The sequence below is a fragment of the Muricoccus pecuniae genome (genome assembly GCF_014199205.1).
Lineage (GTDB): Bacteria > Pseudomonadota > Alphaproteobacteria > Acetobacterales > Acetobacteraceae > Roseomonas > Roseomonas pecuniae.
Map to the genome: position 1 here is coordinate 128359 of NZ_JACIJD010000003.1, position 25535 is coordinate 153893.

20 protein-coding genes and 1 tRNA gene are annotated in these 25535 nt (G+C 73.1%); 13 read left to right on the forward strand and 8 right to left on the reverse strand.

Going from position 1 to position 25535, the window contains the following annotated elements; genetic code table 11:
• Window positions 1-73: 73 nt before the first annotated feature.
• A complete protein-coding gene (locus FHS87_RS04340; protein ID WP_184514275.1) occupies window positions 74-1195 on the reverse strand; it encodes an Mrp/NBP35 family ATP-binding protein in 1122 nt (373 codons plus the stop codon).
• A 303-nt stretch (window positions 1196-1498) separates the two neighbouring features.
• On the opposite strand from FHS87_RS04340, the gene hflK reads away from it, so the two are divergent.
• The 3 genes from hflK to FHS87_RS04355 all read left to right on the forward strand — a co-directional run bounded on the left by hflK (window position 1499) and on the right by FHS87_RS04355 (window position 5205).
• The gene (gene hflK / locus FHS87_RS04345; protein WP_312861873.1) at window positions 1499-2563 is read left to right on the forward strand and encodes an FtsH protease activity modulator HflK; all 1065 of its coding nucleotides are present in this window, start codon (window positions 1499-1501) and stop codon (window positions 2561-2563) included.
• Window positions 2560-3435: a protease modulator HflC gene (hflC, locus tag FHS87_RS04350; RefSeq protein ID WP_184514279.1), complete on the forward strand. Its 876-nt coding sequence runs from the start codon at window positions 2560-2562 to the stop codon at window positions 3433-3435. Before hflK ends, hflC begins: the two co-directional genes overlap by 4 nt.
• 216 nt (window positions 3436-3651) lie before the next feature.
• Window positions 3652-5205: a Do family serine endopeptidase gene (locus FHS87_RS04355; RefSeq protein ID WP_312861874.1), complete on the forward strand. Its 1554-nt coding sequence runs from the start codon at window positions 3652-3654 to the stop codon at window positions 5203-5205.
• 89 nt (window positions 5206-5294) lie between these two features.
• Here FHS87_RS04355 and serA read toward each other — a convergent pair whose 3' ends face one another.
• Window positions 5295-6569 carry a phosphoglycerate dehydrogenase gene (gene serA, locus FHS87_RS04360; RefSeq protein WP_184514284.1) on the reverse strand — a complete coding sequence of 425 codons (1275 nt, stop codon included), beginning with the start codon at window positions 6567-6569 and terminating at the stop codon, window positions 5295-5297.
• Window positions 6570-6657: 88 nt separating this feature from the next.
• Window positions 6658-7311 (reverse strand): SCO family protein, encoded by a 654-nt coding sequence (locus FHS87_RS04365; RefSeq protein WP_184514285.1) that lies wholly within the window; start codon window positions 7309-7311, stop codon window positions 6658-6660.
• A 192-nt stretch (window positions 7312-7503) separates the two neighbouring features.
• Here FHS87_RS04365 and FHS87_RS04370 point away from each other — a divergent pair, with 192 nt between their 5' ends.
• Complete coding sequence (locus tag FHS87_RS04370; RefSeq protein ID WP_184514287.1) at window positions 7504-7830, forward strand: hypothetical protein; 327 nt, start codon at window positions 7504-7506, stop codon at window positions 7828-7830.
• A 100-nt stretch (window positions 7831-7930) separates the two neighbouring features.
• Window positions 7931-11500 (forward strand): hypothetical protein, encoded by a 3570-nt coding sequence (locus FHS87_RS23630; protein ID WP_184514289.1) that lies wholly within the window; start codon window positions 7931-7933, stop codon window positions 11498-11500.
• Between the two features lie 10 nt (window positions 11501-11510).
• Here FHS87_RS23630 and FHS87_RS04380 read toward each other — a convergent pair whose 3' ends face one another.
• Window positions 11511-11963 (reverse strand): Lrp/AsnC family transcriptional regulator, encoded by a 453-nt coding sequence (locus FHS87_RS04380; protein ID WP_184514291.1) that lies wholly within the window; start codon window positions 11961-11963, stop codon window positions 11511-11513.
• 144 nt (window positions 11964-12107) lie between these two features.
• Between FHS87_RS04380 and FHS87_RS04385 the strand changes: the two genes are divergently transcribed.
• Both FHS87_RS04385 and FHS87_RS04390 read left to right on the forward strand, forming a co-directional pair.
• Complete coding sequence (locus FHS87_RS04385; RefSeq protein ID WP_184514293.1) at window positions 12108-15554, forward strand: indolepyruvate ferredoxin oxidoreductase family protein; 3447 nt, start codon at window positions 12108-12110, stop codon at window positions 15552-15554.
• A 96-nt stretch (window positions 15555-15650) separates the two neighbouring features.
• The gene (locus tag FHS87_RS04390) at window positions 15651-16277 is read left to right on the forward strand and encodes an antibiotic biosynthesis monooxygenase family protein (protein WP_184514295.1); all 627 of its coding nucleotides are present in this window, start codon (window positions 15651-15653) and stop codon (window positions 16275-16277) included.
• A 94-nt stretch (window positions 16278-16371) separates the two neighbouring features.
• Here the strand turns inward: FHS87_RS04390 and FHS87_RS04395 are convergent, their stop codons facing one another.
• Entirely contained in the window at window positions 16372-16938 is a 567-nt protein-coding gene (locus tag FHS87_RS04395) for an NMCC_0638 family (lipo)protein (RefSeq protein ID WP_184514297.1), read from the reverse strand.
• Window positions 16939-16999: 61 nt separating this feature from the next.
• On the opposite strand from FHS87_RS04395, the gene FHS87_RS04400 reads away from it, so the two are divergent.
• The 3 genes from FHS87_RS04400 (at window position 17000) to FHS87_RS04410 (ending at window position 20140) form a co-directional block, all read left to right on the forward strand.
• Window positions 17000-18154, forward strand: a complete 1155-nt coding sequence (locus FHS87_RS04400) for an acyl-CoA dehydrogenase family protein (protein ID WP_221299522.1) — start codon at window positions 17000-17002, stop codon at window positions 18152-18154.
• Between the two features lie 111 nt (window positions 18155-18265).
• A complete protein-coding gene (locus FHS87_RS04405; RefSeq protein WP_184514299.1) occupies window positions 18266-18640 on the forward strand; it encodes a hypothetical protein in 375 nt (124 codons plus the stop codon).
• An 84-nt stretch (window positions 18641-18724) separates the two neighbouring features.
• Window positions 18725-20140, forward strand: coding sequence for a M20/M25/M40 family metallo-hydrolase (locus FHS87_RS04410; RefSeq protein ID WP_184514301.1), 1416 nt, complete (start codon window positions 18725-18727; stop codon window positions 20138-20140).
• A gap of 59 nt (window positions 20141-20199) precedes the next feature.
• Here the strand turns inward: FHS87_RS04410 and FHS87_RS04415 are convergent, their stop codons facing one another.
• A complete protein-coding gene (locus tag FHS87_RS04415) occupies window positions 20200-21573 on the reverse strand; it encodes a globin-coupled sensor protein (protein ID WP_184514303.1) in 1374 nt (457 codons plus the stop codon).
• Between the two features lie 208 nt (window positions 21574-21781).
• Between FHS87_RS04415 and FHS87_RS04420 the strand changes: the two genes are divergently transcribed.
• Window positions 21782-22312: an EF-hand domain-containing protein gene (locus tag FHS87_RS04420; protein ID WP_184514305.1), complete on the forward strand. Its 531-nt coding sequence runs from the start codon at window positions 21782-21784 to the stop codon at window positions 22310-22312.
• Between the two features lie 129 nt (window positions 22313-22441).
• Here FHS87_RS04420 and FHS87_RS04425 read toward each other — a convergent pair.
• A tRNA-Val gene (locus FHS87_RS04425) sits at window positions 22442-22516 on the reverse strand.
• A 106-nt stretch (window positions 22517-22622) separates the two neighbouring features.
• Here FHS87_RS04425 and FHS87_RS04430 point away from each other — a divergent pair.
• Window positions 22623-23432, forward strand: coding sequence for a DUF3108 domain-containing protein (locus FHS87_RS04430; protein WP_184514307.1), 810 nt, complete (start codon window positions 22623-22625; stop codon window positions 23430-23432).
• Between the two features lie 10 nt (window positions 23433-23442).
• Here the strand turns inward: FHS87_RS04430 and gph are convergent, their stop codons facing one another.
• A complete protein-coding gene (gph, locus tag FHS87_RS04435; RefSeq protein ID WP_184514309.1) occupies window positions 23443-24105 on the reverse strand; it encodes a phosphoglycolate phosphatase in 663 nt (220 codons plus the stop codon).
• 94 nt (window positions 24106-24199) lie between these two features.
• On the opposite strand from gph, the gene glmU reads away from it, so the two are divergent.
• The gene (gene glmU / locus FHS87_RS04440; protein WP_184514312.1) at window positions 24200-25534 is read left to right on the forward strand and encodes a bifunctional UDP-N-acetylglucosamine diphosphorylase/glucosamine-1-phosphate N-acetyltransferase GlmU; all 1335 of its coding nucleotides are present in this window, start codon (window positions 24200-24202) and stop codon (window positions 25532-25534) included.
• The last annotated feature ends 1 nt before the right edge of the window (window position 25535 follow it).

A 25535-nucleotide genomic window follows, 5' to 3' on the forward strand; every position in this document is an offset into this window, starting at 1 on the left:
CCGGCGGCTCGGAAAATGCGACGAAGCAAGAGGCTGGATTGGTTACCGTGAGCCAAGGCGAACGGAAACTGCTCTAGTCCACCACGATCCGCGGCCCGCCCGCCCTGGCCCCGCCCGCCTTCGCCCAGACCCGGTCGGCAATGGCGCGGTAGGCGCGCGCCTCCGCCGAATCGGGCATGGCCAGCACCACGGGGCGCCCGGCATCGGCGTGCTCGCGGATGGAGAGGGTCAGCGGCAGCTCGCCCAGGAACTCCACTCCCAGCCGGTCCGCCTCGGCGCGGGCGCCGCCATGGCCGAAGACCTCGCTGCGGTGGTTGCAGTTGGGGCAGCAGAAGTAGCTCATGTTCTCGATCAGCCCGAGGACGGGCACGTTCACCTTCTCGAACATGCGGATGCCGCGGCGGGCATCGAGCAGCGCCACGTCCTGCGGGGTGGAGACGATCACCGCCCCGCGCAGCGCCACTCGCTGGGACATGGTGAGCTGCGTGTCGCCCGTGCCCGGTGGCATGTCCACCACCATCACGTCCAGCGCGCCCCACTCCACCTGGGACATCATCTGCTCCAGCGCGCCCATCACCATCGGGCCGCGCCAGACCATCGGCGTCTCCTGGTCTACCAGGAAACCGATGGACATGGCCTTCAGCCCCCAGCGCTCGATGGGGATGATGCGGTTGCCCGCGGCCAGCGGCTTCTCATGCGCGCCGAGCATCTGGGGGAGGGAGGGGCCGTAGATGTCGGCGTCCAGCAACCCGACGCGCAGGCCCTTTCCGGCCAGCGCCACGGCGAGGTTCACCGCGGTGGTGGACTTGCCCACCCCGCCCTTGCCGGAGGCCACGGCGATCACCGCGCCCACCTCGCCCAGCAGCATCCCGCCGCGCGGCCCCGCCTGGGGACCCGCCTGGGGACCTGGCTGGGCAGCCGGCTGCGGGGCAGGGGAGGGGGTAGCCCGGTGCGCGGTGAGCACCGCGCTGGCCGAGATCACGCCCCGCACCCCGCGCGCCGCCGCCTCGGCCGCGGCGCGCACCGGCTCGAACTCCCGCGCCCGCTCGCGGGGCACCGAAATCTCGACCTGAACCATGCCGTCGCGCACCGCGACCCCGCCGACCATGCCGGCCGAGACGATGTCGCGCCCGGTCGCCGGCTCCCTCACGCCCGCCAGCGCCGCCCGCACCGCCGCCTCCAGACCGCTCACCATCGCTTGAAAACCCCCGTGACCCGGCCAAGATGGCCCTGTGCGCGGCCCCTTCCCCGCTTGGGTGAGGCTGGCCGCGAATGCCATATGGGCGGCCCCCGGCCCGCGCAAGCGGAAGGGGGCGCCCCGACATTGAGGGAGAGTGAACGGCCCATGCCGTGGAACAGCAGCGGCGGACCGAGCCCCTGGGGATCCCCCGGAGGCGGCAACCGTCCGCAAGGCCCCTGGGGGACCCCGCCCCCGGGCGGGAGTGGCGGCGGCCGTGGTCCTGATCTCGACGATGCGATTCGCCAGGCGCAGGAGGCGGTGCGCCGCTGGCTGCCCCGCCGCGCCGGCAGCGCGGGCGGCTCGGGCGGGAAGGGGCTGGCGGTGCTCGCCGTCCTCGCCCTCGCGGCCTGGGGCGCCTCGGGCTTCTACCGCGTCCAGCCGGATGAGCAGGGCGTGGTCATGCGCTTCGGCGCCTTCAACCGCACCACCCCGCCCGGCCTGAACTACCGCATCCCCTGGCCGGTCGAGAGCGTGACGACGCCGCGCGTGACGCGCATCAACCGCGTCGATGTCGGCTTCCGCAGCGCCGTCGATTCGGGCGCCATCGCCCAGCGCCCCACCCCCAGCCGCGACGTGCTGGAGGAGAGCATGATGCTTACGGGCGACGAGAACATCATCGACATCGACTTCGCCGTGTTCTGGCGCATTCGCGACGCCGGCGAGTACCTGTTCAACACGCGCAACCCCGAGGTGACGGTCAAGTCCGCCGCCGAGAGCATGATGCGCGAGGTCATCGGCCGCACCCCGATCCAGCCCGCGCTGACCGAGGCGCGCGCCCAGATCGAGCAGCAGGTCCGCCTCGGCACCCAGGCGGTGCTCGACCAGTACAAGGCGGGGGTGGAGATCACCCAGGTCCAGCTCCAGAAGGTCGATCCGCCGAATGCCGTGATCGAGGCCTTCCGCGACGTCCAGCGCGCCGCCGCCGACCGCGAGCGCGCCCGCAACGAGGCCGAGGCCTACCGCAACGACATCATCCCCCGCGCGCGCGGCGAGGCGGAGCGGATGGTGCAGGAGGCGCAGGGCCAGAAGGACAGCCAGGTCGCCCGCGCCCGCGGCGAGGCCGGGCGCTTCATCTCCGTCCTCTCCTCCTACCAGGTGGCGCGGGATGTCACGGTGCGCCGGATCTATCTGGAGACGATGGAGGAGATCCTCCGGAAGAACCCGAAGATCATCGTGGATGATCGCCTGCAGGGCCTCGTGCCCCTGCTGAATCTCGACGGCGGGCGTACGCCGCCATCGCCGCCGCGCAATCCCGCGGCACCCGCGGCCGGTGCCGCCGCCACCCAGGCGCCGCGACAGGTGCCGCAGGGGACCGCCCGATGAACCGCCTCACCCTCGCCGCCATCGCGGCCGCGGTCGTGATCGTCACGGCTGTCTCTTCGCTCTTCACCGTGCACCAGACACAGCAGGTGCTGATCACGCAGTTCGGCGAGCCCAAGCGCGTGATCCAGGAGCCGGGTCTGCACGCGAAGATCCCCTTCATCCAGAGCGTCATCGCGCTGGACCGCCGCCTCCTCGACTACGAGGCGCCGGGCGAGGAGGTGATCCTCAACGACCAGCGCCGGCTGATCGTGGACAGCTTCACCCGCTTCCGCATCACCGACCCGCTGCTCTTCTTCCAGACCGTCGGCGTGGCCGAGAACGGCATCCGCGGCCGCCTCGCCTCCATCGTGTCCTCCTCGCTCCGGCGGGTGCTCGGTAACGAAGCGCTTCTGAACGTGCTCTCCGCCCGGCGCCTGCAGATCATGAACGAGATCCGGGACCAGGTGAATCGCGAGGCCGCCCGCTTCGGCATCGCGGTGGAGGATGTCCGCATCCGCCGCGCCGACCTGCCGGAGGAGAACACTCAGGCCATCCTCTCGCGCATGCAGTCCGAGCGCGAGCGCGTGGCGCGCGAGGCGCGGGCCGAGGGCGCGGAGCAGGGCGCCCGCATCCGCGCCGCGGCCGACCGCGACCGCACCGTGCTGCTGGCCGAGGCGACAGCCCAGGCCGACATCCTGCGCGGCCAGGGCGAGCAGGAAGCCATCCGCACCTTCGCGGACGCCTTCCAGCGCGACCCCGAGTTCTTCGGCTTCTGGCGCAGCATGCAGGCCTATCGCGAGGCCTTCTCCGAGGGTGGCGAGACGCGCCTCCTCCTCTCCCCGGAGAATGAGTTCTTCCGTTACTTCCGCGATATCCCGGGCAGCACGCGCTGACCGGAAGCGCGGCGACGTGGTGGCGGCCCGCCCCTGGGAAGGGGCGGGCCGTTTCCGTTTCCCCACCCAGCCGTGATCGCCCCCGTCGCCCTTTGTAACAGGCGGGGCCTTTCGTCCTGCCCTGAATGGTCCAATCTGCCGGCAGACGCCCCCCGGCGCGGCCCCGCGCCTCCGGTCCCGCGTCCCGGCCACACGATGCCCGAAGGGATAACCCTCTTGCGCTCCCGCACCCCGATCGCGACCACCCTCGCCCTCATCGCGGCCCTCGCTGCGGCGCCACTCGCGCCCGCCCTCGCCCAGACCCCGATGCGGGACGCGCCGACCTCCTTCCGCCCGCTCGCCACCCAGCTCCTCCCCGCCGTGGTGAGCGTGCAGGTCAGCACCAGCCCCGCCGCGCGCAACGCCCAGCGCCCCGACGCGCCGGACGCCCCCCAGGCCCCGCCCGGCAGCCCCTTCGAGGAGTTCTTCCGCGACTTCCTCGAGCGCAACCGCCCGCCCGGCCCGGGTGGCCCCGGTGGTCCCGGCGGCCGGCCCGGCCCCAGCCCGCAGCAGCGCCGCGGCACCTCCCTCGGCTCCGGCTTCATCATCGATGCCGGCGAGAAGCTGGTGGTGACGAACAACCACGTCGTCGAGGGCGGGACGGAGATCAACGTCGTCCTGAACGACAACACCACCCTGCCGGCCGATCTCGTCGGCACGGATCCGCGCACCGACATCGCGCTGCTCCGCATCAGGACGGACCGGCAGCTCACCGCGGTCGACTTCGGCAACTCGGACGACGCGCAGGTCGGTGACTGGGTGCTGGCGATCGGCAACCCCTTCGGCCTCGCATCCTCCGTCTCGGCCGGCATCATCTCCGCCCGCTCGCGCGACATCCGCCAGGGGCTCTACGACGATTTCATCCAGACGGACGCCGCCATCAACCGCGGCAATTCCGGCGGCCCGCTCTTCGACATGTCGGGCAAGGTGGTCGGCATCAACACCGCGATCTACTCGCCCTCCGGCGGCTCGATCGGCATCGGCTTCGCCATCCCCTCCAACCTCGCGCGCGGCATCGTGGCGCAGCTCCGTGACGGCGGGCGCGTGCGGCGCGGCTGGCTCGGCGTGAACATCCAGCAGGTGACGGACGAGATCGCGGAGAGCCTCGGCCTGCGCGGCGGCGCCCGCGGCGCCCTCGTGGCCCGCGCGCAGGAGGACGGCCCCGCCGCCAAGGGCGGCGTCCGCAACGGCGACGTGATCCTGCGCTTCAACAACCAGGAAGTCCGCGAGATGCGGAACCTGCCGCGCATCGTCGCCGAGACGCGCGTGGGCACCGAGGCGCCCGTGACCGTCTGGCGCGACGGCCGCGAGGAGACGCTCAACGTCACCGTCGCCGAGCTGCCCGCCGACCAGGCGGAGGCCCAGGCGCGCGCCGGCGGCCAGCCCTCGGCGCCGCGCAGCCAGGTGGTGGAGCTGCAGGGCCTCGGCCTGAAGGTCGGCCCGATCACCCCGGAGGCCCGCGAGCGCTACAGCCTCCGCCCGGAGCAGCGCGGCGTGCTCATCACCGAGGTCGATGGGAACGGCCCGGCCGCCGAGCGCGACCTGCGCGCGGGCGACGTGATTGTGGAGGTGCAGCAGGAGCGCGTGAACACGCCGCAGGAGGTACAGTCCCGCCTGGAGGCGCTGCGCCGGCAGAACCGCGCCAGCGCGCTGCTGCTCGTCGAGGGCCAGCAGGGCCAGCGCTTCGTGCCGCTGCGGCTGCGCGAAGAGGGGGGCGGGCGCCGCAACTAGCGGCGGCCCGACCGGGCAAAAGGAAGGGGGCGCTGGCCATGGCCGGCGCCCCCTTTTCTCATGGTGCCGGCCTTATGGGCCGGCGTGCTTCAGCTCCGCTCGTAGAGGAGGCGCGCCCGCACCGTGCCGGGCAGCGCGCGAAGCTCCTCGAGCACGGCCTGCGCGTCCCGCAGCCCTTCCGCATCCACCACGACGTAGCCGATCTCTGCATCGGTCTGGAGGTACTGGCCGGCGATGTTCGCGCCGTGCCGCGTGAACAGCTCGTTGATCGCGGCCAGCGTGCCCGGGTGGTTGCCGTGGACGTGCAGGAAGCGCGCGCCGCGCGGGCGGGCGGGCAGCACGGCCTCGGGGAAGTTCACCGCGCCGAGCGTCGCGCCCGTGTCGGAATAGTCGGAGAGCTTGCGCCCGGTCTCCTCGCCGATGCGCGACTGCGCCTCGACCGTGCTGCCGCCGATATGCGGGGTGAGGATGACGTTGCGCAGGCCCTGGAGCGTGGAGACGAAGGGGTCCGTGTTCTTCTCCGGCTCCTCCGGGAACACGTCCACCGCCGCGCCGCTGAGATGACCGGCTTCCATCGCCGCCCTCAGCGCCCCGAGGTCCAGCACCCGGCCGCGGGCGTTGTTGATGAGCACGGCGCCCGGCTTCATCAGCGCGATCTCGTCGGCCCCGATGAGGTTATGCGTCGCGGGCGTCTCGGGCACGTGCAGCGTCACCACGTCGGACCCCTGCAGCAGCGCGCGGAGCGAGGGCATGGAAAGGGCGTTGCCGTGCGGCAGCTTCGGGATCACGTCGTAATAGGTCACGCGCATGCCGAAGGCCTCGGCCAGAACCGAGACCTGCGCGCCGATATTGCCGTAGCCGACGATGCCGAGCGTCTTGCCCCGCACCTCGCGGCTGTCGGCCGCGGACTTGTCCCACACGCCGGTATGGGCCGCGTTGGAGCGGCCGGGGATGCCGCGCAGCAGCATCACGATCTCGCCCATCACCAGCTCGGCCACCGAGCGCGTGTTGGAGAAGGGCGCGTTGAAGACGGGGATGCCGCGGCGCCGCGCCTCGGCCAGGTCCACTTGGTCGGTCCCGATGCAGAAGCAGCCCACGGCGATCAGCCGGTCCGCCTCGTCCAGCACCGCCTTGGTCACCCGCGTGCGGGAGCGGATGCCGAGGAGGTGGACGCCCTTGATGGCCTCGCGCAGCGCGTCCTCGTCCAGCGCCTTCTTCTCGCGCCGGATATTCGTGTATCCGGCCGCCTCCAGCGTCGCCACTGCGCTGTCGGAGATGCCCTCCAGCAGCAGGATGCGGATCTTCTCCTTGGCGAGGGAGATCGGGCCCGTGGGCGCGGAGGGGGAGGGGAGGGCATCGGGCATGGCGCCCGAGGATTGCCGCAAACCGCCCCGCCGACGCAACCGCGCCGCGCGCGGGGCTGGGCCGACCCCTCCGCTTCCCGGTCGGGAGCTAGCCCAGATTCGCCCGGATCGTGGCGGCCATTTCCTCCGGCGTCGCCCCCGGGCGGAACAGCGCCCTGAGCGAACCGTCCCGCCCGAGGAGGTAGATGAAGGCCGAGTGGTCCATCAGGTAGTCCGAGGCGCCGGGCGGCGTGACCTTGGCGTAGTAGACCCGGAAGGCGCGGGCCGCGGCCGAGACCTGCGCGGAGGTGCCGGTCAGGCCGGTGATGGAGGGGTGGAAGAGGGCGACGTAGTCCTTCACCCGCGCCGGCGTGTCCCGCTCGGGATCGACGCTGATGAAGACGGGCCGCACCCCCTCCGCCCGCGGGCCGAGAAGGTCCATGGCCTGGCCGATGGCCTGGAGCTCGGTCGGGCAGACATCGGGGCAGAAGGTGAAGCCGAAGAAGACGAGGGCGAGCCGGCCGCGCAGGTCCGCCTCCGTCACCGGCCGGCCGTCGCCGTCCACGAGGGAGAACGGGCCGCCGATGGCCACCCCGGCCGGGAGCGCCACCCCGCCCGCGCTCGGCGGCGGCGCGTTGCCGAGCAGCCGGGCGAAGGCCGCGCCCAGCCCCTCCCCGGGCTGGCGGACGATGAGCGCGGCCCCCCACATGGCCCCGAGGGCGAGGATGAGGAGAGCGGCGGCGATGCGAAGGGCGCGGGTCATGGCCCGCCATATAGCGCACCAGCCGCAACGGGCGACGGGGTAGAGCGTTCCCAGCCTTGTCGTTCCGAATCCGGCGCGCGTCCCGGCGGTGCCTGCCGCCCTTGCGCGATCCGTGCCGGAAGGTCAGCCCGTGTTAACCGGGCCCGGCAAGAAAGAGACTTCATCCCCGAGAAACCCGAGTGAGGTGAGACGATGCCTGATCGCGCGATGCGGGATCCCGCGCTGGAGACCCTGGCCGATATCGCCAATGACAACCTGGCCGAGCAGCTTCGCCACGAAGCGGCGGCGCGCATCCTCGTGGCCGCGCGGCGCGTGCGGGCGATGGTCGGCACCCATCCGGGCGAGCATCTGGTGGACACGCTCACCTCCGGCTGGGATCCCCGCTCCGTGACCGCCCTGGAATATGCCGAAGGCCTGCCCGTCCGCGTCCTGGACGGCTTCCTTGGCGCTGCGCCCCGCTGGGCGCGCCTGATGCGCGAACTGCTCGATTCGCCCGAGCCGGGCGCCGCCGCCGCCTGACGCGGGGCAGCCCCTTGCGGGGCGCCGGGCCGGATTAGCCCTGATTTAATCCACTTGCCTGACTCTCCACCGCGTCAAGACGACGCGAGTGGAGCCGGCGATGCCCATCGTGGCCGCGGGCACGATGCCCGCCACCATCCTGGAGAACAACCGGACCGGAGACTGGTCCGCCACCCTGTCCCTGTCCGGGGTCTCGGGGGTGACGAACGTTGCCGTCACCGGGGCGGGCGCCTCGGTGTTCCAGGCCTCGCTCGACGGCGCGGGCCGCGTTGTCGTCACGCCCATCGGGGCGCTGGACCGCGAGGCCTATGCCGCCGGGGCCGATCCCGTGCTGGGCTTCGGCCTCTCCGTCCTCGCCGGCGGCGCTTGGCAGACGGTCGAGGGATCGTGGAACGTCACGCTGCTCGGCGTGGACGACACGCTGCCCGCCAACCTGCGCTTCAGCAACGGCGGCGCGGTCCTCGAGACGGATATCGGCGCCACGATCGGCGACCTCGTCGCCGACGACCCCGACAGCAGCGCCGCGCGGCTGGAATACCGCGTCCTCTGGCCGGATTCGGCCCTCTTCGACATCGTGGGCAGGACGCTGCGGCTGCGGGACGGGGTGGACCTGCTGCGGCTCGGCGGCACGGTGCGCGAGGTGATGATCGGCGTCTCGGACGGGCTGAACGAGGCGGCCTTCAGCCTTCCCGTCACGGTTCTCAACGTCACGAACGAGGACGGGCCGGTGATCTCGCCGCCGGTCACCTCCCCCCCTGCGACCTCGCCCCCTGCAACCTCGCCCCCAGCCACCTCGCCGCCCTCGACCGGGACGGATACGGGGAGCGGGACGGGCTCGACGACGCCGACCTCGCCGCCGGCTTCTCCCCCGGCCTCGCCGCCCGCCTCGCCGCCGCCCAGCCCGCCGCCTCCGCCACCCCCGCCGGCCGCCGCCATCGTCATCGCGCAGACGGGCAACGACGCGGCCGTGGCCGAGGGCGGGGCGACCGACAGCTTCACCGTCAGCCTCTCCTACCTCCCCACCGCGACCGTGACGGTGACGATCACGGCGGGCGAGGACCTCAACCTCGCCCGCAGCGCGGCGGGAGCCCTGACCAAGACCATCACCTTCGTCATCCAGCCGGCAGACTGGGCGAAGCCGCGCACGGTCATCGTCTCGGCGGTGAACGACACCTTCTATGAGGGGGCGGAGACCGTCTCGGTGACCATCAGGGCCACCAGCGACGATCCCTCCTTCGGGGGGCTTGCATCGACCGGTCTCAACGTCGCCATCACGGACGACGACCCCGCGCCGCCGCCGCCCGCGCCTCCCCCGCCGCCACCCCCGCCGCCGCCGCCCGCCGGCCTCTCCATCGTCGAGACGAGCGGGAAGACCGCCGTGGCCGAGGGAGGGGCAGGGGACAGCTTCACCATCGCCCTGGCGTCCCAGCCCAGCTCGCCGGTGACGGTGACATTATCGGGCGGGGCGGACCTGCTGCTCGCCGGCAGTGGTGGCACGCCCAGCTCGATGGTGAGCATCGTCTTCACCGCCGCCGACTGGGCGTCGCCGCGCGCCGTCCTGGTGAGCGCGATCGACGACCGCGTGGTGGAAGGGGCGGAGGTGGCCGGCATCGGGATCACCATCGCCAGCACCGACAGTCGCTACAGCAGCCTCGCGGCTCCGAGCCTCCTCGTTTCCGTCCAGGACGGGGTCTCGCCGCCACCCCCACCGCCGCCGCCACCCCCACCGCCGCCGCCACCCCCGCCACCCCCACCGCCACCGCCACCGCCGCCCACCTCTTCCCTCGCGCCGGGAGGGCACACGGCAACCGCGGCCATGTCCGCCACCGGCAATGCGGTGCTGGCCCAGCGCGCGGCGGATGTGGCCGGCATCAGCGGCACGGACGACAGCCTCCTCATCACCTGGCGCGACGGCACGACCACGATGCTGGCCGGAACGACGGGAATTGCCTTTGCGGAGGGGCGGATCGTCTTCGGCGGCGCCACTCCTGCCGCCCGGGCCCTGCGCGCCTATGAGGCAATACTCGGCTTCACCCCGGAGGCCGGTGCGGTGGCCGGCACCGCGAAGCTGCTGGCAGGGGGGATCTCGATGACGGACGTCACCGCCTCCCTGCTCGGCACGGCAACCTGGAAGGCGCGGGTGGCCGGCCTCGGCACCGCCCAGCAGATACGGCTCATCTACGAGGATGTGATCGGCTACGCGCCCTCGGCCGGGGCCATGGAGTATCTTCTCTGGGCCAACAGCGTGGGCGTGAGCATGGCCGGGCTTGCGGCGATGCTGATCGACACGCCCCAGGCTGCGGCTCATTCAGAGGCGGAGCACCCCGCTGGCATCTGGCTGATGAGCCCGACGCAGCGCAGCATCGTGCAGGCCTATGATGCGGCGCTGGATCAGGTGCCGGATCAGGCCGCGCTCGCCCGCTGGTCCCTGCTGCTCGACGGTGGCCATGTCTCCCTGGCCGGGCTCTACACCTATCTCTCGGCGACCGGCTTGTTCCAGGCACGCCACGCCGGACAGTCCAATGCCGACTTCGTCGTCAGGATCTACGATCATGCGCTGGGACGGGACCCCACGGCAGCCGAGCTGACGGCGGCGAAGAGCCAGCTCGACACCGGAACGGTCTCGCGCGTTGGGTTCCTCCAGAGCCTGGGCGAGGCACAGACGGAGATCGGTCCCGCTCCCGGCGGCGGCCGGGCCGAGGAGGCCGCCTATGCCTCCCATCAGACGGATGGGCAGGTCCTCGGGCGCGGCCGCTCGCTCGCCGACACGGCCAACTCGGCCAGCGGCGAGGTCGTGACGACGCATGCCAGCGCCGAACTGGCGAGCATCGAGGTGGCGCCGAACGGCGTGGCCCTGCACTGGGCGGATGGAAGCGAGGTAAGGCTGGGTGCGGTGGAGCGCGTCCTTTTCCCCGACGGCAGGCTGGAGCTGGACGGGGCTTCGCGGCCCTCGGTGGTGGCGCGGATCTACGAGGCGACGATCGGCTTCTCCCCGACCAGCTGGCACCTGGGGGTGTTCGAGAGCTGGCTGGATGGCGGCACCTCGCTCACCGCTCTCGCCCAGACCTTTCTCAGCACGAATGAGTCTCGGAGCCATTTCGCCGGAATGGATGCGAGCGGACAGCTCGGCACGATCTATCGTAGCATCTTCGACATGGCGCCCTCGGTGGAGGTGATAGCCTATCTCAACTGGTCGCTACGGATGGGGGTCAGCCTGCCTGACCTCACCGCCTGGCTCGCCCAGCTGCCCGAAGCGACGGCGCCCTTTGAGCGGACCCATGCGAGCGGCGTCTGGGTGCTGGACCTCGCAGGTTCGGCAGTGGTGCGTGCCTACGACGCCATGCTGAACACCGTTCCCGATCCGGCCAGCCTGCTGATCTGGAAAGCGGCTGTGAACCATCCCGGTAACCTCGAACTCCTCTACGCCACCCTGATGGGAACGGAGATGCACACCGCGCTCTATGAAGGGCTGAGCCCGCAGGCCTGGGTCGCCGGGCATTACGAGGCGGCGCTGGAGCGTCCGGCCACGGCCGCGGAACTGGCCCACTCCACGGGCCTCGTCGTCAGCGGTGCGGTCCCCTATCTCGGGATGGCGCTCGCGATCGGTGAGTTGCAGCCCTATGTGGAGCCGGTCCGCACCGCCACGACGATCAGCGTGGAGTTGCTCTGACGCAGGGCCCTCACGGCACGACCGAGATCTCCCGCTTGAGGCAGCGCAGGGTGAAGGCGCTGCGCGTGTGGCGAACGCCGGGCAGGCGGTAGATCTTCTGGCGCAGAAGGTTCTCGTAACCCGCCGTGCCGCCGACGGCCGCCTTGATGATGTAGTCGTACTCGCCGGTGACGAGGTGGCATTCGAGGATCTCGGGAATGCCGTGCACGGCTTCCTCGAAGAGGCGGAGCGCACCCTCGTCGTGCTTCTCCATCATCACCTCCAGGAACACCGTGTCGGGAAGGCCGAGGGCCGCCTGGTCCAGCAGGGCCGAGTAGCCCTTGATGACGCCCGATGCCTCCAGCCGCTTCACCCGCGTCCAGCAGGGGGAAGGCGATAGACCCACCTCCTCGGCGAGCTCGGCGTTGGAGAGCCGCCCCTTGCGGGACAGCGCGCGCAGGATGCGGCGGTCCGTGGCGTCCATGTTTCCTCCTTCAGGCGGAAGCTTCTTCCGCATCTTCGGCGGCGCACCATGAAAAACGGAAGGAAACGCCGGCCTTTCCCGCCTATCCTGCTTCAATCGGAAGAAGAGAACGAGCCCCGCGCAGGGCCCGTCCGGGAGTGGTCCATGGGAAGCGTGCAGCGCGCGACGATGCGTCTGGAGGACCGGTGGGAATCCGGCCCCGACCCCGTATTGATGACGGGCATCCAGGCGCTGGTGCGGCTGCCGCTGGAGCAGCGGGCGCTGGACCGCGCCGCCGGCCACGACACGGCGGGCTTCGTCACGGGATACCGGGGCAGCCCGCTCGGCACCTATGACAAGGAACTCCAGAAGCAGTCGAAGCGGCTGCTGGAGGCGGGCGTCGTCTTCCAGCCCGGGCTGAACGAGGACCTCGCCGCCACCGCCGCCTGGGGCAGCCAGCAGGCGGGGCTCTTCGGGGACGGCACGAAGGAGGGCGTCTTCGCCATCTGGTACGGCAAGGGCCCGGGGGTGGACCGCAGCGGGGACGCGCTCCGCCACGCGAACATGGCGGGCACCGCGCCGCTGGGCGGCGTGCTGGCGCTCGCGGGGGATGATCCTTCCGCCAAGTCCTCCACCGTCGCCAACGCCTCCGACCACGCCTTCATGGACCTGGAGATCCCCTTCCTCGACCCCGCCGGGGTGAACGAGGTGCTGGAGTTCGGGCTGAAGGGCCTCGCCCTCTCGCGCTTCGCGGGCACCTGGGCCGGGATGAAATGCGTGGCGGACACGATGGACGCCAGCGCGAGCTTCCGCATCGACCCCTCCTGGCGCCCGATCATCCCCGAGGGCGACTTCGAGGGGGAGGACGGACGCCACATCCGCCTGCGCGACGTCGTGCTCGCCCAGGAGCGCCGGCTACGCCTGACGCGCCTGCCCGCCGCCATCGCCTTCGCCCGCGCGAACGGGCTGGACCGCGTGGTGCTGGACTCGCCCCGCCCGCGCTTCGGCATCGCCGCGCGCGGCAAGGCCTACGCCAATCTCCGCCAGGCGATGCTCGACCTCGGCATCGACGACACGGCGGCGCGCCTCCTCGGGTTGCGGATCTGGAAGGTCGGCCTCGCCTGGCCCCTGGATGCCGAGGCCGCGCGCGCCTTCGCCCAGGGGCTGGAGGAGGTGATGGTGGTGGAGGACCGCCGCTCCTTCCTTGAAGCCCAGCTCCGCGACGCGCTCTACGGCACCCCCGGCGCACCCCGCATCACCGGCAAGCGCGACGCCGACGGTGCGCCGCTGCTCTCCGAACTGTCGGAGCTCGACGCCGCCTCCATCGCGCGCGCGCTGGACGCGCGCCTGCCGCGGGAGGGGCGGCCGGAGAGCATGGCCGCGCGGCTGGCCGCGCTCACCGCCCTGGCCGGCGCGGCGAGCGCGCCCATCGCCCTGCGCCAGCCCTGGTTCTGCCCGGGCTGCCCGCACAACTCATCGACGAAGGTGCCCGAGGGCAGCCGCGCCATGGCGGGCATCGGCTGCCACTACATGGCGACCTGGATGGACCGCTCCACCGAGGTCTTCACCCAGATGGGCGGGGAGGGGACGCCCTGGCTCGGCCAGATGGCCTTCGTGAAATCGCCCCACGTCTTCGCCAATCTCGGCGACGGCACCTACTCGCACTCGGGAAGCCTCGCCGTGCGCGCGGCCGTCGCGGCGAAGGCGAACATCACCTACAAGATCCTGGTGAACGGCGCGGTCGCCATGACGGGCGGCCAGACGCCGGAGGCCGAGATGACCGTGCCCCGCATCGCGGCCCAGATGGCGGCGGAGGGCGTCGCCTCCGTCACCGTCGTCTCCGACGATCCCGATCGCCACCAGGGCGACCCCACCATGCCGCGCGGCGTCGCCTTCCATCACCGGGACGAGCTGGAGAGCGTGCAGAAGGCGCTGCGCGAGACGCCGGGCGTCACGATCCTCATCTACGACCAGGAATGCGCCACCGAGCGCCGCCGCCACCGCAAGCGCGGCACGGCGGCGAAGGCGGGCCGGCGCGTCGTCATCAATCCCCGGGTGTGCGAGGATTGCGGCGATTGCGGCGTGCAGTCCAACTGCCTCGCCGTGCAGCCCGTGGCGACGGAGTTCGGCCAGAAGCGGCAGGTGGACCAGAGCGCCTGCAACGGGGACTTCTCCTGCCTCAAGGGCTTCTGCCCCTCCTTCGTCACGCTGGAGGGCGCGGAGGTCGCAGCGCATCCCGAGGCCGCCGCCGCCCCCACCGATCTCCCCGAGCCCGCGCTCCCCTCCCTGCGCGGGGAGGCCTGGAACATCGTGCTCGCCGGCATCGGCGGGCAGGGGGTGACGGCGCTCTCGGCCATCCTCGCCACCGCGGCGCATATCGACGGGCGCCCCGTCCGCACCATCGACCAGCTCGGCCTGGCCCAGAAGGGCGGCGGCGTGCAGGCGCAGATCCGCATCGGGGCGGAGGGCGCGGCGCCGGAGACGCTCGCCGGGCCGCGCATCGGCGCGGGGCAGGCGGACCTGCTGGTCGCCGCCGACGCCATCGGCGCGCACGGCCCCGCCGTCCGCCCGCTGCTCTCCCGCGAGCGCACGGCGGGGGTGGTGAATGCCGAGATCGCGGCCACCGCCGGCTTCCTCCTGGGCACGCCGCGCTCGGAGGGCGGCGCGATCCTGGACAACCTGCGCGCCGTCTCGCGCGACCTCGTGGCGCTGCCCGCCGCGCATCGCGTGGAGGAGGCGCTGGGCGACGCCATCTTCCTCAACGTCTACCTCCTGGGCGTGGCCTTCCAGCGCGGGCTGGTGCCGCTCTCCTTCGCGGCCATCGACCGGGCGCTGGAGCTGAATGGCACGGCGGTGGAGCGGAACCGGCGGGCCTTCGCCCTCGGCCGCGCCGCCGCGCTGGAGGCCCCCGCCGAGCCCGCCGCGCCGGAGACGCTGGACGCCCTCATCGCCCGGCGCGTGGCCGATCTCACGGCTTATCAGAGCGCCGCCTATGCCCGGGACTATGCCGGCTTCGTCGCGCGCCTCCGGGCGGCGCCGGGGGTGGACGAGGCGCTGGCGCGGGCCGTCGCCGTGCAGCTCCACCGCCTCATGGCCTACAAGGACGAGTACGAAGTGGCGCGGCTGCACGCCGATGCCGCCTGGCAGGCCTCGCTCGACCGGGGTTTCACGGGCACCACACGGAAGGTGCTGCACCTCGCCCCGCCCGTCCTCTCCCGCACCGATCCGGCCACGGGCCGCCCGGCCAAGCGCGCCTTCGGGCCCTGGATGCTCCGCGCCATGTCCCTGCTGCGCCACGGCAAGGTGCTGCGCGGCACGGCGCTGGATCCCTTCGGCCGCACGGAGGAGCGCCGCACGGAGCGCGCCATGATCCGCGAGTTCCGCGAGGGGCTGGAGGCGATGCTCCCCCGGCTGGAGGAGGCGAACCGCGACACCCTGCGCGAGTGGGTCGAGGCCTGGGGCGGCGTCCGCGGCTTCGGCCCGGTGAAGGAGGCGAGCATCGCCCGCACCCGCCCGCGCCTCGCCGCAATCGCCTCGCGGCTGGACGCGCCCGTGCCCGCCGCGGCCGTGCACACCGCCGGGGCGGCGGGCACCACCGTGGCGGCGGAATGAGGCCAGGGGACGGACGATCCGCCGCTCCGCGCGTTGCAACCCGGCGCGGGTGGGGCCGGGTTGGCCGGTATACCCTCCGCGAGGAGGGCGCCCCGCATGTATGTCGAGATCGAGACGGCCCGCCTGGCCGGCCCCGTGGATGAGGTTGTTCAGCGCGTGCGGGACCACGTCGTGCCGCTGCTCCAGGGACGGCCGGGCTTCAAGGGATACTGCGCCTTCGCCTCCGAGGCGGGCGACGCCTTCCACTCCATCGGCATCTTCGAGAGCCGCGAGAGCGCGGAGGAGGCGATGGCCCGGTTGCGCGAGTGGGCCGGGGAGGGGATGCGCGGCCTCGTCGAAGGAGCGGAGACGATCAGCGGCGAGGCCGTGTTCCACGACGTCGAGGCGCCGAAGGAGCAGCAACGGGACCGCCACCGCCCGCTCTTCGCCGTCATCCGCACCTATCACGGCCTGCCCGGCCAGACGGAGACGATGCACTCCATCGTCAGCAAGAAGACCCTGCCGGCCATCGAGGGCGCGGAGGGCTTCCGCGGCTTCTACTCCTTCCGCGACGAGGCGGAGCCGGACCGCGCCGTCTCCGTCACCCTCTTCGACACGCGGGAGGACGCGCTGCGCACCCATGACGCCGTGCTCGCCATCATGCGCGAGCGGCTGGGCGACATGGCCTACGACCTGCCGGAAATGGTGGCGGGAGAGACCGCCGTCCTCGCCACGGGGGAGTAGCCCAGCGCTCCCGGGGCGGCGCTCGGCGTCCCCGGGGCGCTCGGCGTCCCCGGGGCGCTCGGCGTTCCCCGCGCACTCAGCGTTCCCCGCGCGCTCAGCGCCCCCCGGGCGCTCCGCGCCCGAGCGGCGCGGTGGTGCCGAGCGTCAGCACGCCCTGCGTGCCCGCCGCCGGGTCCGCATCCCCGGTGAAGGCGAGGGCGAAGTCCGGCCGCCCCGGCTGGCCAGTGGAGAGGCGATAGGTGATCTGCCGCGCCGGCCGCGCCCCGGGCACGGGCACCTCCCCGTCGAAGGCGCGCGTGACCCTCAGCCCCGGCCGCGCCACGCCCTCGGCCAGCCGCACGAACAGCGCCTCCGCCGTCTCCACATCCATGCGCTGCAACCGCATGGAGCAGGCGAGGGGACGGGTGAGGAGGATGAGCACGAGCGCCCCGGTCGAGCCGCCGCGCGCCGCCAGCACCTCTCCCTGCGCGCCCCGCAGCAGCGGCGCCGCGCGATCCGCGGGAAGCGGCGTGAAGCCGGCCTCCCGCGCGGCGGCGAGGCTCTCTCCACCCGTCAGCAGGCGCGCGCAGATCTGCATGAAGCTGCCCATGGCCGCCGCCGTCTCCTCCGTCAGCGGCGCGGCCGCGCGGGCGGGCGGCGGGAGGAGCAGCGCCGCCGCCATAAGGAGAACTGGACGGCGCGCCGCGAGCGCGGCCAGATGACGCAAACGAGGAAACGGTACCATGCCCCTGGATAGCGCCTTCGACCTGCCCGAGGACACCCGCGCGCTTCGCGAGGTGGCGCAGGACTTCGCGCGCGACGTGCTGGCCCCCCGCGCCCTGGAATGGGACGCGACGCGCCACTTCCCCGTGGAGGAGATGCGCCAGGCCGCCTCCCTCGGCATGGCCGCGCTCTACGTGCGGGAGGAATCCGGCGGGGCCGGGCTGACGCGGCTCGACGCCGCCGTGGTCTTCGAGGCCCTGGCCACGGGCTGCCCGACCACCTCCGCCTTCCTCTCCATCCACAACATGGTCGCCTGGATGATCGACCGCTGGGGCAGCGACGCCCAGCGGGCCGAGCAGCTCCCCTCCCTCGTCACCATGGAGCGCCTGGCCTCCTACTGCCTGACCGAGCCGGGATCGGGCAGCGACGCGGCGGCGCTGCGCACGCGGGCGGCGCGGGACAACCAGGGCTATGTGCTGAACGGCTCGAAGGGGTTCATCTCGGGCGCCGGCAGCTCGGACCTCTACCTCACCATGGCCCGCACGGGCGGGGAGGGGCCGGACGGCATCTCCGCCCTGCTCGTGCCGAAGGACACCCCCGGCCTCTCCTTCGGCGCGAACGAGAAGAAGATGGGCTGGAACGCCCAGCCCACGCGCACGATGACCTTCCAGGACGCCCGCGTCTCCGCCGGTGCCCTCCTGGGCGAGGAGGGGCAGGGCTTCCGCATGGCCATGGCCGGGCTCGATGGCGGGCGGCTGAACATCGCGGCCTGCTCCATCGGCGGGGCGCAGCGGGCGCTCGACATCGCGCTGGACTATGTCCGGGAGCGCCGGGCCTTCGGCAAGGCCGTGTCGGACTTCCAGGCCACCCAGTTCCGCCTCGCCGACATGGCCACCGAGCTGGAGGCCGCCCGCTCGCTCCTCTGGCGCGCCTGCGCGAAGCTGGACAGCAAGGCCCCCGATGCCGGCTCCTTCTGCGCCATGGCCAAGCGCTTCGCCACCGACACCGGGCACCGCGTGGCCGACGAGGCACTGCAGCTCCTCGGCGGCTACGGCTACCTGCACGACTACGGGGTGGAGAAGCTGGTCCGCGACCTCCGCGTGCACCGCATCCTGGAGGGCACGAACGAGATCATGCGGGTCATCATCGCCCGCAACCTCCTGGGGCGGCGTTAGAGATGTTGACAGAATCGTGATAAGGGGGCGAGGGTTCCGCAACGGGGGGTTGTAAGCCTTTCCCCGACATACCCGCCAATAGGGCCCGCCAATAGGGCAGGAGAGAGACTTATGCGGCGCAGGCCCGTGATCCCGGCGCTCAGGGCGCTCGCCCTCGCGGTGCCTGCGCTCCTTTCCGCCCCGGCGCCCGGCCTGGCGCAGGGCGAGATCCGCAGCATCACCGTGCCCGCCGAGGGCGGGGTGATCATTCCCTCCCGCAGCGCCCCACGCCTCACCGCCCGCCCGGTCGGCACGGGAACTGGCACGCCCATCCCGCCCCGTGCCGCGCGTGCCAGCACGCCCGGCCCCGTGCTGCTGCCCGATACGGGAACGGGCCTCGCCGCCCCCGTCCTCGGCCTCGCCCTCCCCGCCATCGCCGGCGCGCTGCTCGGCGGCGCCATCGCGGGGTCGAAGGGGGGCAGCTCCGCGCCGGCCCGGACGCGCTGAACCCTGGCGGGAAGGGGCCCGCCCTCCCCTCCGGCGCCGATCCGCCCTATTCCCGCGCTGCACAGCGAGAGAGGGGCGCCGCCCATGTCCAGCACAGCCGGTTCCAGCCGCGAGGCCGCCATCGCCCGCGCCCAGGCGGAGTTCGACAGCGGCGCCTTCCGCGAGCGCATGGCCGCGCTGGTCGCCATTCCCTCCACCTCCCAGTCGCCCGCCCATGCCGGGGACCTCCGCCGCTACCTGGAGGAGGGGATCGCCCCCTGGATCACGCGGCTCGGCTTCGAATCAGGCATCCACCCGAACCCCGAGGCGGGCTGCGGCCCCATCCTCGTCGCCAGCCGGATCGAGGACCCCTCCCTCCCCACGGCGCTGCTCTACGGCCATGGCGACACGGTGCTCGGCATGGAGGAGGCCTGGGCCCCCGGGCTGAAGCCCTGGGCGATCACCGAGCGGGACGGGCTCTGGTACGGGCGCGGCACGGCGGACAACAAGGGCCAGCACATCGTCAACCTCGCCGCGCTGGAGGCGGTGCTGGCCGAGCGCGGCGGCCGGCTGGGCGCGAACGTGAAGCTCGTGCTGGAGATGTCGGAGGAGCTGGGCTCGCGCGGGCTGCGCGCCTTCGTCGAGACGCATCGCGAGGAACTGGCCGCCGACGCGCTCATCGCCTCCGACGGGCCGCGGGTGGAGCCGGGCCTGCCGACCATCGCGGCGGGCTCGCGCGGCAGCTTCATGTTCGACCTCGTGGTCAAGCTGCGCGCGGGCGGCGTGCATTCCGGCCACTGGGGCGGGCTGACGACCGACCCGGCCATCCTTCTCTCCCACGCGGTCGCCAGCATCGCCGACCGGAACGGGAAGATTCTCGTGCGCGACTGGCTGCCCGGCGAGACCGTGCCCGCCCCGATCCGCGCGGCGCTGGAGGGCTGCCCCGTGGGCGGCGGGGAGGGCGCGGCTACGATCGACGAGGGCTGGGGCGAGCCCGGCCTGACCGCGGCCGAGAAGATCTACGGCTGGGCCTCCTTCATCGTGCTCGCCATGACCTCCGGCCGGCCCGAGGCGCCGGTGAACGCCGTGGCCCCGGAGGCCCGCGCCGCCTGCCAGATCCGCTACACCGGCGACTCCGACCCGTCGAAGTTCGAGCGCGCCCTGCGCGCCCATCTCGACGCCCACGGGCTGCAGAAGGTGGCCATCGAGCGGGCCGGCATCCGCATGCCCGCCAGCCGCACGGCGCCGGACAACCCCTGGGTGCTCTGGACGAAGGCGAGCATGGAGCGCTCCCTCGGCACCCGCGTGCAGGTCACGCCCAACGCCTCGGGCGGGCTGCCGGGCGATGTCTTCGTGGACCTGCTCGGCACGCCGCTCGTCTGGGTTCCGCACTCCTACAACGGCTGCAAGCAGCACGGGCCGGACGAGCACGTCATCCCCGCCATGCTTCGCGAGGGGCTGACCGCCTTCACCGGCCTCTGGTGGGACCTGGGCGAGCCCGGCACGCCGCGGCGGGGTTAGGGGAGCCTGGGGCGGGCGAGGTGAACCGGGGCGGCCGGTGGCCGCTCCGGCAGCCTCCCTCAGGCAGCCCGGACCTTCAGGAGGAAATCATCGACCGCCCGGCCGAGCGCCCTGGACTGCGCCGCCAGCTCCTCTGCCGTGCCGGTGATCTGGCCCGCCACGGAGGAGGTGTCGGCCGCGTCCCCGAGGATGCCGTCCATCAGCTCGCTGACGCGCTCGGTCCCGCCGGCGGCGTGCTGCACGCTGCGGGTGATCTCGGCCGTGGCCGCGCCCTGCTCCTCCACGGCGGCGGCGATGCCGGCGGTGATGCCGCTCATCTCCGCGATGGCCCGGGCGATCGCGGAGATGGCCTCCACCGCCGCGCCGGTCGCGCCCTGGATGGCGGCGATCTGGCCGCTGATCTCCTCCGTCGCGCGCGCGGTCTGGGAGGCGAGCTGCTTCACCTCGCTCGCCACCACGGCGAAGCCGCGACCGGCCTCGCCCGCTCGCGCGGCCTCGATCGTGGCGTTGAGGGCCAGCAGGTTCGTCTGCCCGGCGATGTCGCCGATCAGGCGCGCCACGTCGCTGATCCGGCTCGCGCCCTCGGCCAGGGCCTGCACCACCCCGTCCGTCTGTCGCGCCTGCTCCGCCGCCCGCTCCGCCATCATCGAGGACTGCCCCATCTGCCGGGTGATCTCGGCGATGGAGGTGGAGAGCTGGGTGGCCGCGGCGGCCACGGTGCGCGCGTTCTCGCTCGCCTCCGAGGCGGCAGCGGCGGCGCTGGTCGAGCTCTCCGTCGTGCGCGCCGCGGCCTCGGCCATCGGCGCGGACACCGCGATCATCCGGCGCGAGGAGTCGGTCACGCCGCCGGCCACGCCCCGGATCGTCACCTCGAAATCGGCGGCCAGCGCGTCCAGCGTGGCACGGCGCGAGGCGCGCTCGGCCGCGACATAGGTTTCCAGCAGCACCTCCAGGTCGAGCCAGGCGACCTTGTTCAGCGCTGTGGCCAGCGCGGCCGATTCCCCGGACCGACCCTTTCCGTGCAGCCAGGCAAGGGAGGGCAGCGCCGGGCGCGATGTCCCGGCACCGCCGATGCCCAGCGCGGCGCAGACCGCGGCACCCACCGTCGAGTGGCAGATCGCGACGGCGTAGCTCGGCACGCCCTGGGCGTAGAAGGCCGATGCCAGGTGCTCGGCCGATTCCATGAAGCCCTCGCCCAGCTCGCCGGACACCACGCGGACCCAGTGGGCGGTGCGCGCCTCGTGCACCGCGGGGTTCATCAGCGCGGCCTGGATCTCCGGCCAGCCCGCGAAGGCGCCGTGCAGCTCGGTCAGCAGGGCGGGCAGCCGCTCGCGCGCGAAACGGGCCTGGCCGCGCAGCAGCGCGAGGTCCTCCTCCGTGATGCCGAAAGCCGCGAAACGCTTCCGCTGCTCGAGGTCGATGATTGTCGCCATCTGTCGCTTCCCGGGTTCTCGTGCCGGCACCGCCGGACAAGCTCATTCTTCGGGATCATTCCTAAGCGGCCGTAAAGAAACGTCACGTCGTCGTGTGCCGATGGTCAGGAAGCCGCATGCCCCGCGCCGTCACGCTTCCTCACGCAGGACGCCTCGGTCTGTTACACGCCCGGTGTCATCTTCCACCCATCGTCAAGGAGGACGACGCATGACACGAACCCGCAAGATCGCGCTCGCGGCCCTGGCCGTCACCCTCGGGGCCGGCGCGCTCGGCGCCACCGCCCTGCCGGCCCTGGCGCAGGAGGGGATGCGCCGCGGCGGCGACGGGCTCTTCCGTCAGGCCGATGCCGACCGGGACGGGCGCGTGACCGCCGAGGAGGGCTGGGCCGCCCTCTCCGCGCGCTTCGCCGCCGCCGATGCCGACAAGGACGGCGGCGTGACCTGGGAGGAGTTCCGGAACTACGCGCGGGCCGAGATGGGCCGCCGTGGCGACCGTTCCGGCCCGCCCGCCGGCCGTGGCACGGCGATGGAGGAGCGGGGCGGGGGCTTCTTCCGCGCCCTCGACGCCGACCGCGACGGGAAGGTGACGTTGGCCGAGCTGCGCCCCTTCGGCGAGGCGATGTTCCGCGCCCGCGACACGAACGGCGACAGCGCGCTGAGCCGCGAGGAGGTGCGCCCGCACCGCGCCCGCGGCGAGCGCCGCGAGCCGCGCCCGGCAGCGCCGGCCCAGCCGCAGTAAGGGGCCGCGTTGAGAAACGGTCGGGGGGAGCGTGCCTCTCCCTGGCCGACTCGCGCGGGCGAGGGCGGGGGTAGGCGAACCTGTCTGGGATATCGGGAATTCGGGTCTGGAACCGCCCCGTGAGGGGGGTGGTGGGCGCGACAGGGATTGAACCTGTGACCCTTCGCGTGTGAAGCGAATGCTCTCCCGCTGAGCTACGCGCCCGGAGTGGCGCGGCATATCCTCCGTCGGGCCGCCGCTGTCAAGCGGGCCCCTGGCGGAATGCGCGCGGCGACACGATCTCTCACCGGTTCGCGACGCAAGGCATGGCATGACCCCCCATCGGCACGGCCGCACGGCGCTGCTCGCCCTCGCCCTCCTCGGCCCCGCGCTGCCCGCGGCGGCCCAGCCCGTCTCGGCCACCTACACCGTCCACGCGGCGGGGCTGACCCTGATGGAGCTGCAGGCGACCCTCGACATCACCGACCGCGGCTACGCCGTGGAGTTCCGCACCCGCATGCGCGGCCTCGCCTCGGCCTTCGCCAGCGGGCAGAACCTCGCCCGCGTCGAGGGGGTGTGGGAGGGCGACCGGGCGCGGCCCCGCCGCTATGTCTCCGAGGGCGTGTGGCGCGGGGAGCCCCGCCGCACGGTGGTGGAGTGGCCCGACGGCTCTCCCGTGATCCGCGTCATGGTCCCCCCCAACGAGGAGGAGCGCGAGCCCGTCTCCGAGGCGCAGCAGCGCAACACGGTGGACAGCCTCTCCGCCCTCGCCCAGCTCGTCCGCCAGGTGCGGCGGGACGGCACCTGCAACGGCGGGGTACGCGTCTATGACGGCCGCCGGCTGACCGAGATGGCCGCCCGCACCGGCGGGCAGGAGCGCTTCCCCCCGGCGCGGGACGAGTGGTCCGGCACCGCGCTCCGCTGCAATTTCGAGGGGCGCTACATGGCGGGCTACCGCAAGGGCGAGGATGTCGAGGCCGCGCGGCGGCCCCAGACGGGCACGGCCTGGCTCGGACAGCCGGCGCCGGGGCTGCCCGTGGTGCCGGTGCGGGTCGAGCATGCCAGCCGCTGGCTCGGCACGCTCACCATGCGCCTCGCCAGCGCCGGGCCGCCGGGGCAGCTCCGCTCGGCCAGCAACTAGGGCGGCCGGCTCAGCCGGGCAGCAGCCCCGCCAGCATGCCCGCCAGGATCTTGGGCAGGTCGGCCGGCGCGGCGGCGACCGGCGCGCCCTCGGCCATCTCCGGCCCGCCATAGCCCCAGGCGGCGAAGACCGCCGCGATCCCGGCCGCCTTCGCCGCGCGGGTGTCGTTGTGGTGGTCCCCGATCAGCACGGCGCGGGAGGGCTCCGCCCCCATCCGCGCCAGGATGCCCAGGGGGTGGCCGGGATGCGGCTTGCGGACGGGAAAGCTGTCCCCGCCGCCCACGGCCTCCAGCAGGGGGGAGAGGCCCTGGTCGTCGAGGATGATCCGCGCGGCCTTCTCCGGCTTGTTCGTGCAGACCGCGAGCCGCCAGCCCCCGGCCTTCAGCGCCGCCAGGGCCTCGGGGATGCCGGGGAAGGGGCGGGTCTCGTCCGCCGCATGGGCCTCGTAATCCGCCAGGAACTCGGCCACGAGCCCGGGCGAGTCCGCCAGGGTCCGCGCCGCGCAGGCGCGCTGGATGAGCACCGGCACCCCGTCCCCGATCATGAGCCGCACCTCCTCCCGGCTGAAGCCGGGGCGGCCATGGGCGGCCATCAGCCGATCCAGCGCGGCGTGGATGTCGGGCGCGCTGTCCAGCAGCGTGCCGTCGAGGTCGAAGAGGGCGATGCGGTCCATGCGCGCCCCCATGCCACCGCGGGTTACAGCCGGCAACGAAGCTTGAGGCGCGGCGGCCCTTGCGGCGGGGGCCGGGCTGGGGCTTATCCACCCCATGCAAAGGGCCGCCATCCTCCTCGCCGCCGGTCTGGGCACCCGGATGCGATCATCCCTGCCCAAGGCCATGCACCCCATCGCGGGGCGCCCGATGCTCAACCACCTCATCGCCGCCTGCGAGGAGGCCTTCGACCGCATCGTGGTCGTCACCGGCCCGGACATGCCCGCGCTGGAGCGCGCCGCCGCCCCGCACGCGACGGTGGTGCAGAGGGAGCGGCTGGGCACGGGCCACGCCGCCCTCCAGGCCGCGCCCGCGCTGGAGGGCTTCGAGGGGGACGTCGCCGTCCTCTACGCCGACAACCCGCTGATCCCCGCCGCCACGCTGCGCCGGCTTCTTGCCGCGCGGGAAGGGGCGGACCTCGCCCTGCTCGCCATGCGCCCGGCTGATCCCGCGCGCTACGGCCGCGTGATTCCGCATGAGGACGGCGGCATCGCCCGCGTGACGGAGTGGAAGGACGCGACGGAGGCGGAGCGCGCGATCACGCTCTGCAACGTGGGCGTCATCTGCGCCGCCGCGCCCCGCCTCTTCGCCTGGCTCCGCGCCTTGCGGAACGACAACGCCGCCGGGGAGTACTACCTGACGGACACGGTCGCCGCCGCCCGCGCCGAGGGCTTCCGGGCCGTCGCCGTGGAGGCCGACGAGGCGGAGTGCCGCGGCATCAACTCCCGCATTGAGCTCGCCGCCGCCGAGGCCGCCGTGCAGGCCGCGCTGCGCGAGCGCGCCATGGCCGGCGGCGCCACGCTGGTCCGCCCGGAGAGCGTCACCCTCTCCTGGGACACCGTCATCGGACAGGACGTGACGATCGGCCCCGACGTGTTCATCGGCCCCGGCGTGACGATCGAGGACGAGGTGAGGGTCCACGCCTTCTCCCACCTGGAGGCCTGCACCCTGCGATCAGGCGCGACCATCGGCCCCTTCGCGCGGCTGCGCCCGGGCACCGAGATCGGCGCGGGTGCGCGGGTCGGGAACTTCGTGGAGCTGAAGGCCGCCGTGCTGGGGGAGGGCGCGAAGGCGAACCACCTCTCCTACATCGGCGACGCCACCGTGGGCGCCCGCAGCAACATCGGCGCGGGCACCGTCACCGGCAACTACGACGGCTTCGGCAAGTACCGCACGGTGGTGGGAGAGGGGGTGTTCATCGGCTCCAACGCCACCCTCGTCGCCCCGCTGACGCTGGGGGACGGCGCCTTCGTGGCGGCAGGCTCGACCATCGCTGCCGATGTCGCGCCGGATGCCATGGCCTTCGGCCGCGCCCGGCAGGAAAACAAGGAGGGCCGCGCTGCCGCCTTCCGCGCAGAGCGTCGTCCCGTGGCGAAAAAGGAGAAGCCCTGAG

What these genes read in the sequence shown, in the direction of transcription:
- FHS87_RS04340 (WP_184514275.1), bottom strand. Translation starts at nt 1,195, where the DNA reads ATGGTGAGCGGTCTGGAGGCGGCGGTGCGGGCGGCGCTGGCGGGCGTG.
- hflC (WP_184514279.1), top strand. Translation starts at nt 2,560, where the DNA reads ATGAACCGCCTCACCCTCGCCGCCATCGCGGCCGCGGTCGTGATCGTC.
- serA (WP_184514284.1), bottom strand. Translation starts at nt 6,569, where the DNA reads ATGCCCGATGCCCTCCCCTCCCCCTCCGCGCCCACGGGCCCGATCTCC.
- FHS87_RS04365 (WP_184514285.1), bottom strand. Translation starts at nt 7,311, where the DNA reads ATGACCCGCGCCCTTCGCATCGCCGCCGCTCTCCTCATCCTCGCCCTC.
- FHS87_RS04370 (WP_184514287.1), top strand. Translation starts at nt 7,504, where the DNA reads ATGCCTGATCGCGCGATGCGGGATCCCGCGCTGGAGACCCTGGCCGAT.
- FHS87_RS23630 (WP_184514289.1), top strand. Translation starts at nt 7,931, where the DNA reads ATGCCCATCGTGGCCGCGGGCACGATGCCCGCCACCATCCTGGAGAAC.
- FHS87_RS04380 (WP_184514291.1), bottom strand. Translation starts at nt 11,963, where the DNA reads ATGGACGCCACGGACCGCCGCATCCTGCGCGCGCTGTCCCGCAAGGGG.
- FHS87_RS04385 (WP_184514293.1), top strand. Translation starts at nt 12,108, where the DNA reads ATGGGAAGCGTGCAGCGCGCGACGATGCGTCTGGAGGACCGGTGGGAA.
- FHS87_RS04390 (WP_184514295.1), top strand. Translation starts at nt 15,651, where the DNA reads ATGTATGTCGAGATCGAGACGGCCCGCCTGGCCGGCCCCGTGGATGAG.
- FHS87_RS04395 (WP_184514297.1), bottom strand. Translation starts at nt 16,938, where the DNA reads ATGGCGGCGGCGCTGCTCCTCCCGCCGCCCGCCCGCGCGGCCGCGCCG.
- FHS87_RS04400 (WP_221299522.1), top strand. Translation starts at nt 17,000, where the DNA reads ATGCCCCTGGATAGCGCCTTCGACCTGCCCGAGGACACCCGCGCGCTT.
- FHS87_RS04405 (WP_184514299.1), top strand. Translation starts at nt 18,266, where the DNA reads ATGCGGCGCAGGCCCGTGATCCCGGCGCTCAGGGCGCTCGCCCTCGCG.
- FHS87_RS04410 (WP_184514301.1), top strand. Translation starts at nt 18,725, where the DNA reads ATGTCCAGCACAGCCGGTTCCAGCCGCGAGGCCGCCATCGCCCGCGCC.
- FHS87_RS04415 (WP_184514303.1), bottom strand. Translation starts at nt 21,573, where the DNA reads ATGGCGACAATCATCGACCTCGAGCAGCGGAAGCGTTTCGCGGCTTTC.
- FHS87_RS04420 (WP_184514305.1), top strand. Translation starts at nt 21,782, where the DNA reads ATGACACGAACCCGCAAGATCGCGCTCGCGGCCCTGGCCGTCACCCTC.
- FHS87_RS04430 (WP_184514307.1), top strand. Translation starts at nt 22,623, where the DNA reads ATGACCCCCCATCGGCACGGCCGCACGGCGCTGCTCGCCCTCGCCCTC.
- gph (WP_184514309.1), bottom strand. Translation starts at nt 24,105, where the DNA reads ATGGACCGCATCGCCCTCTTCGACCTCGACGGCACGCTGCTGGACAGC.
- glmU (WP_184514312.1), top strand. Translation starts at nt 24,200, where the DNA reads ATGCAAAGGGCCGCCATCCTCCTCGCCGCCGGTCTGGGCACCCGGATG.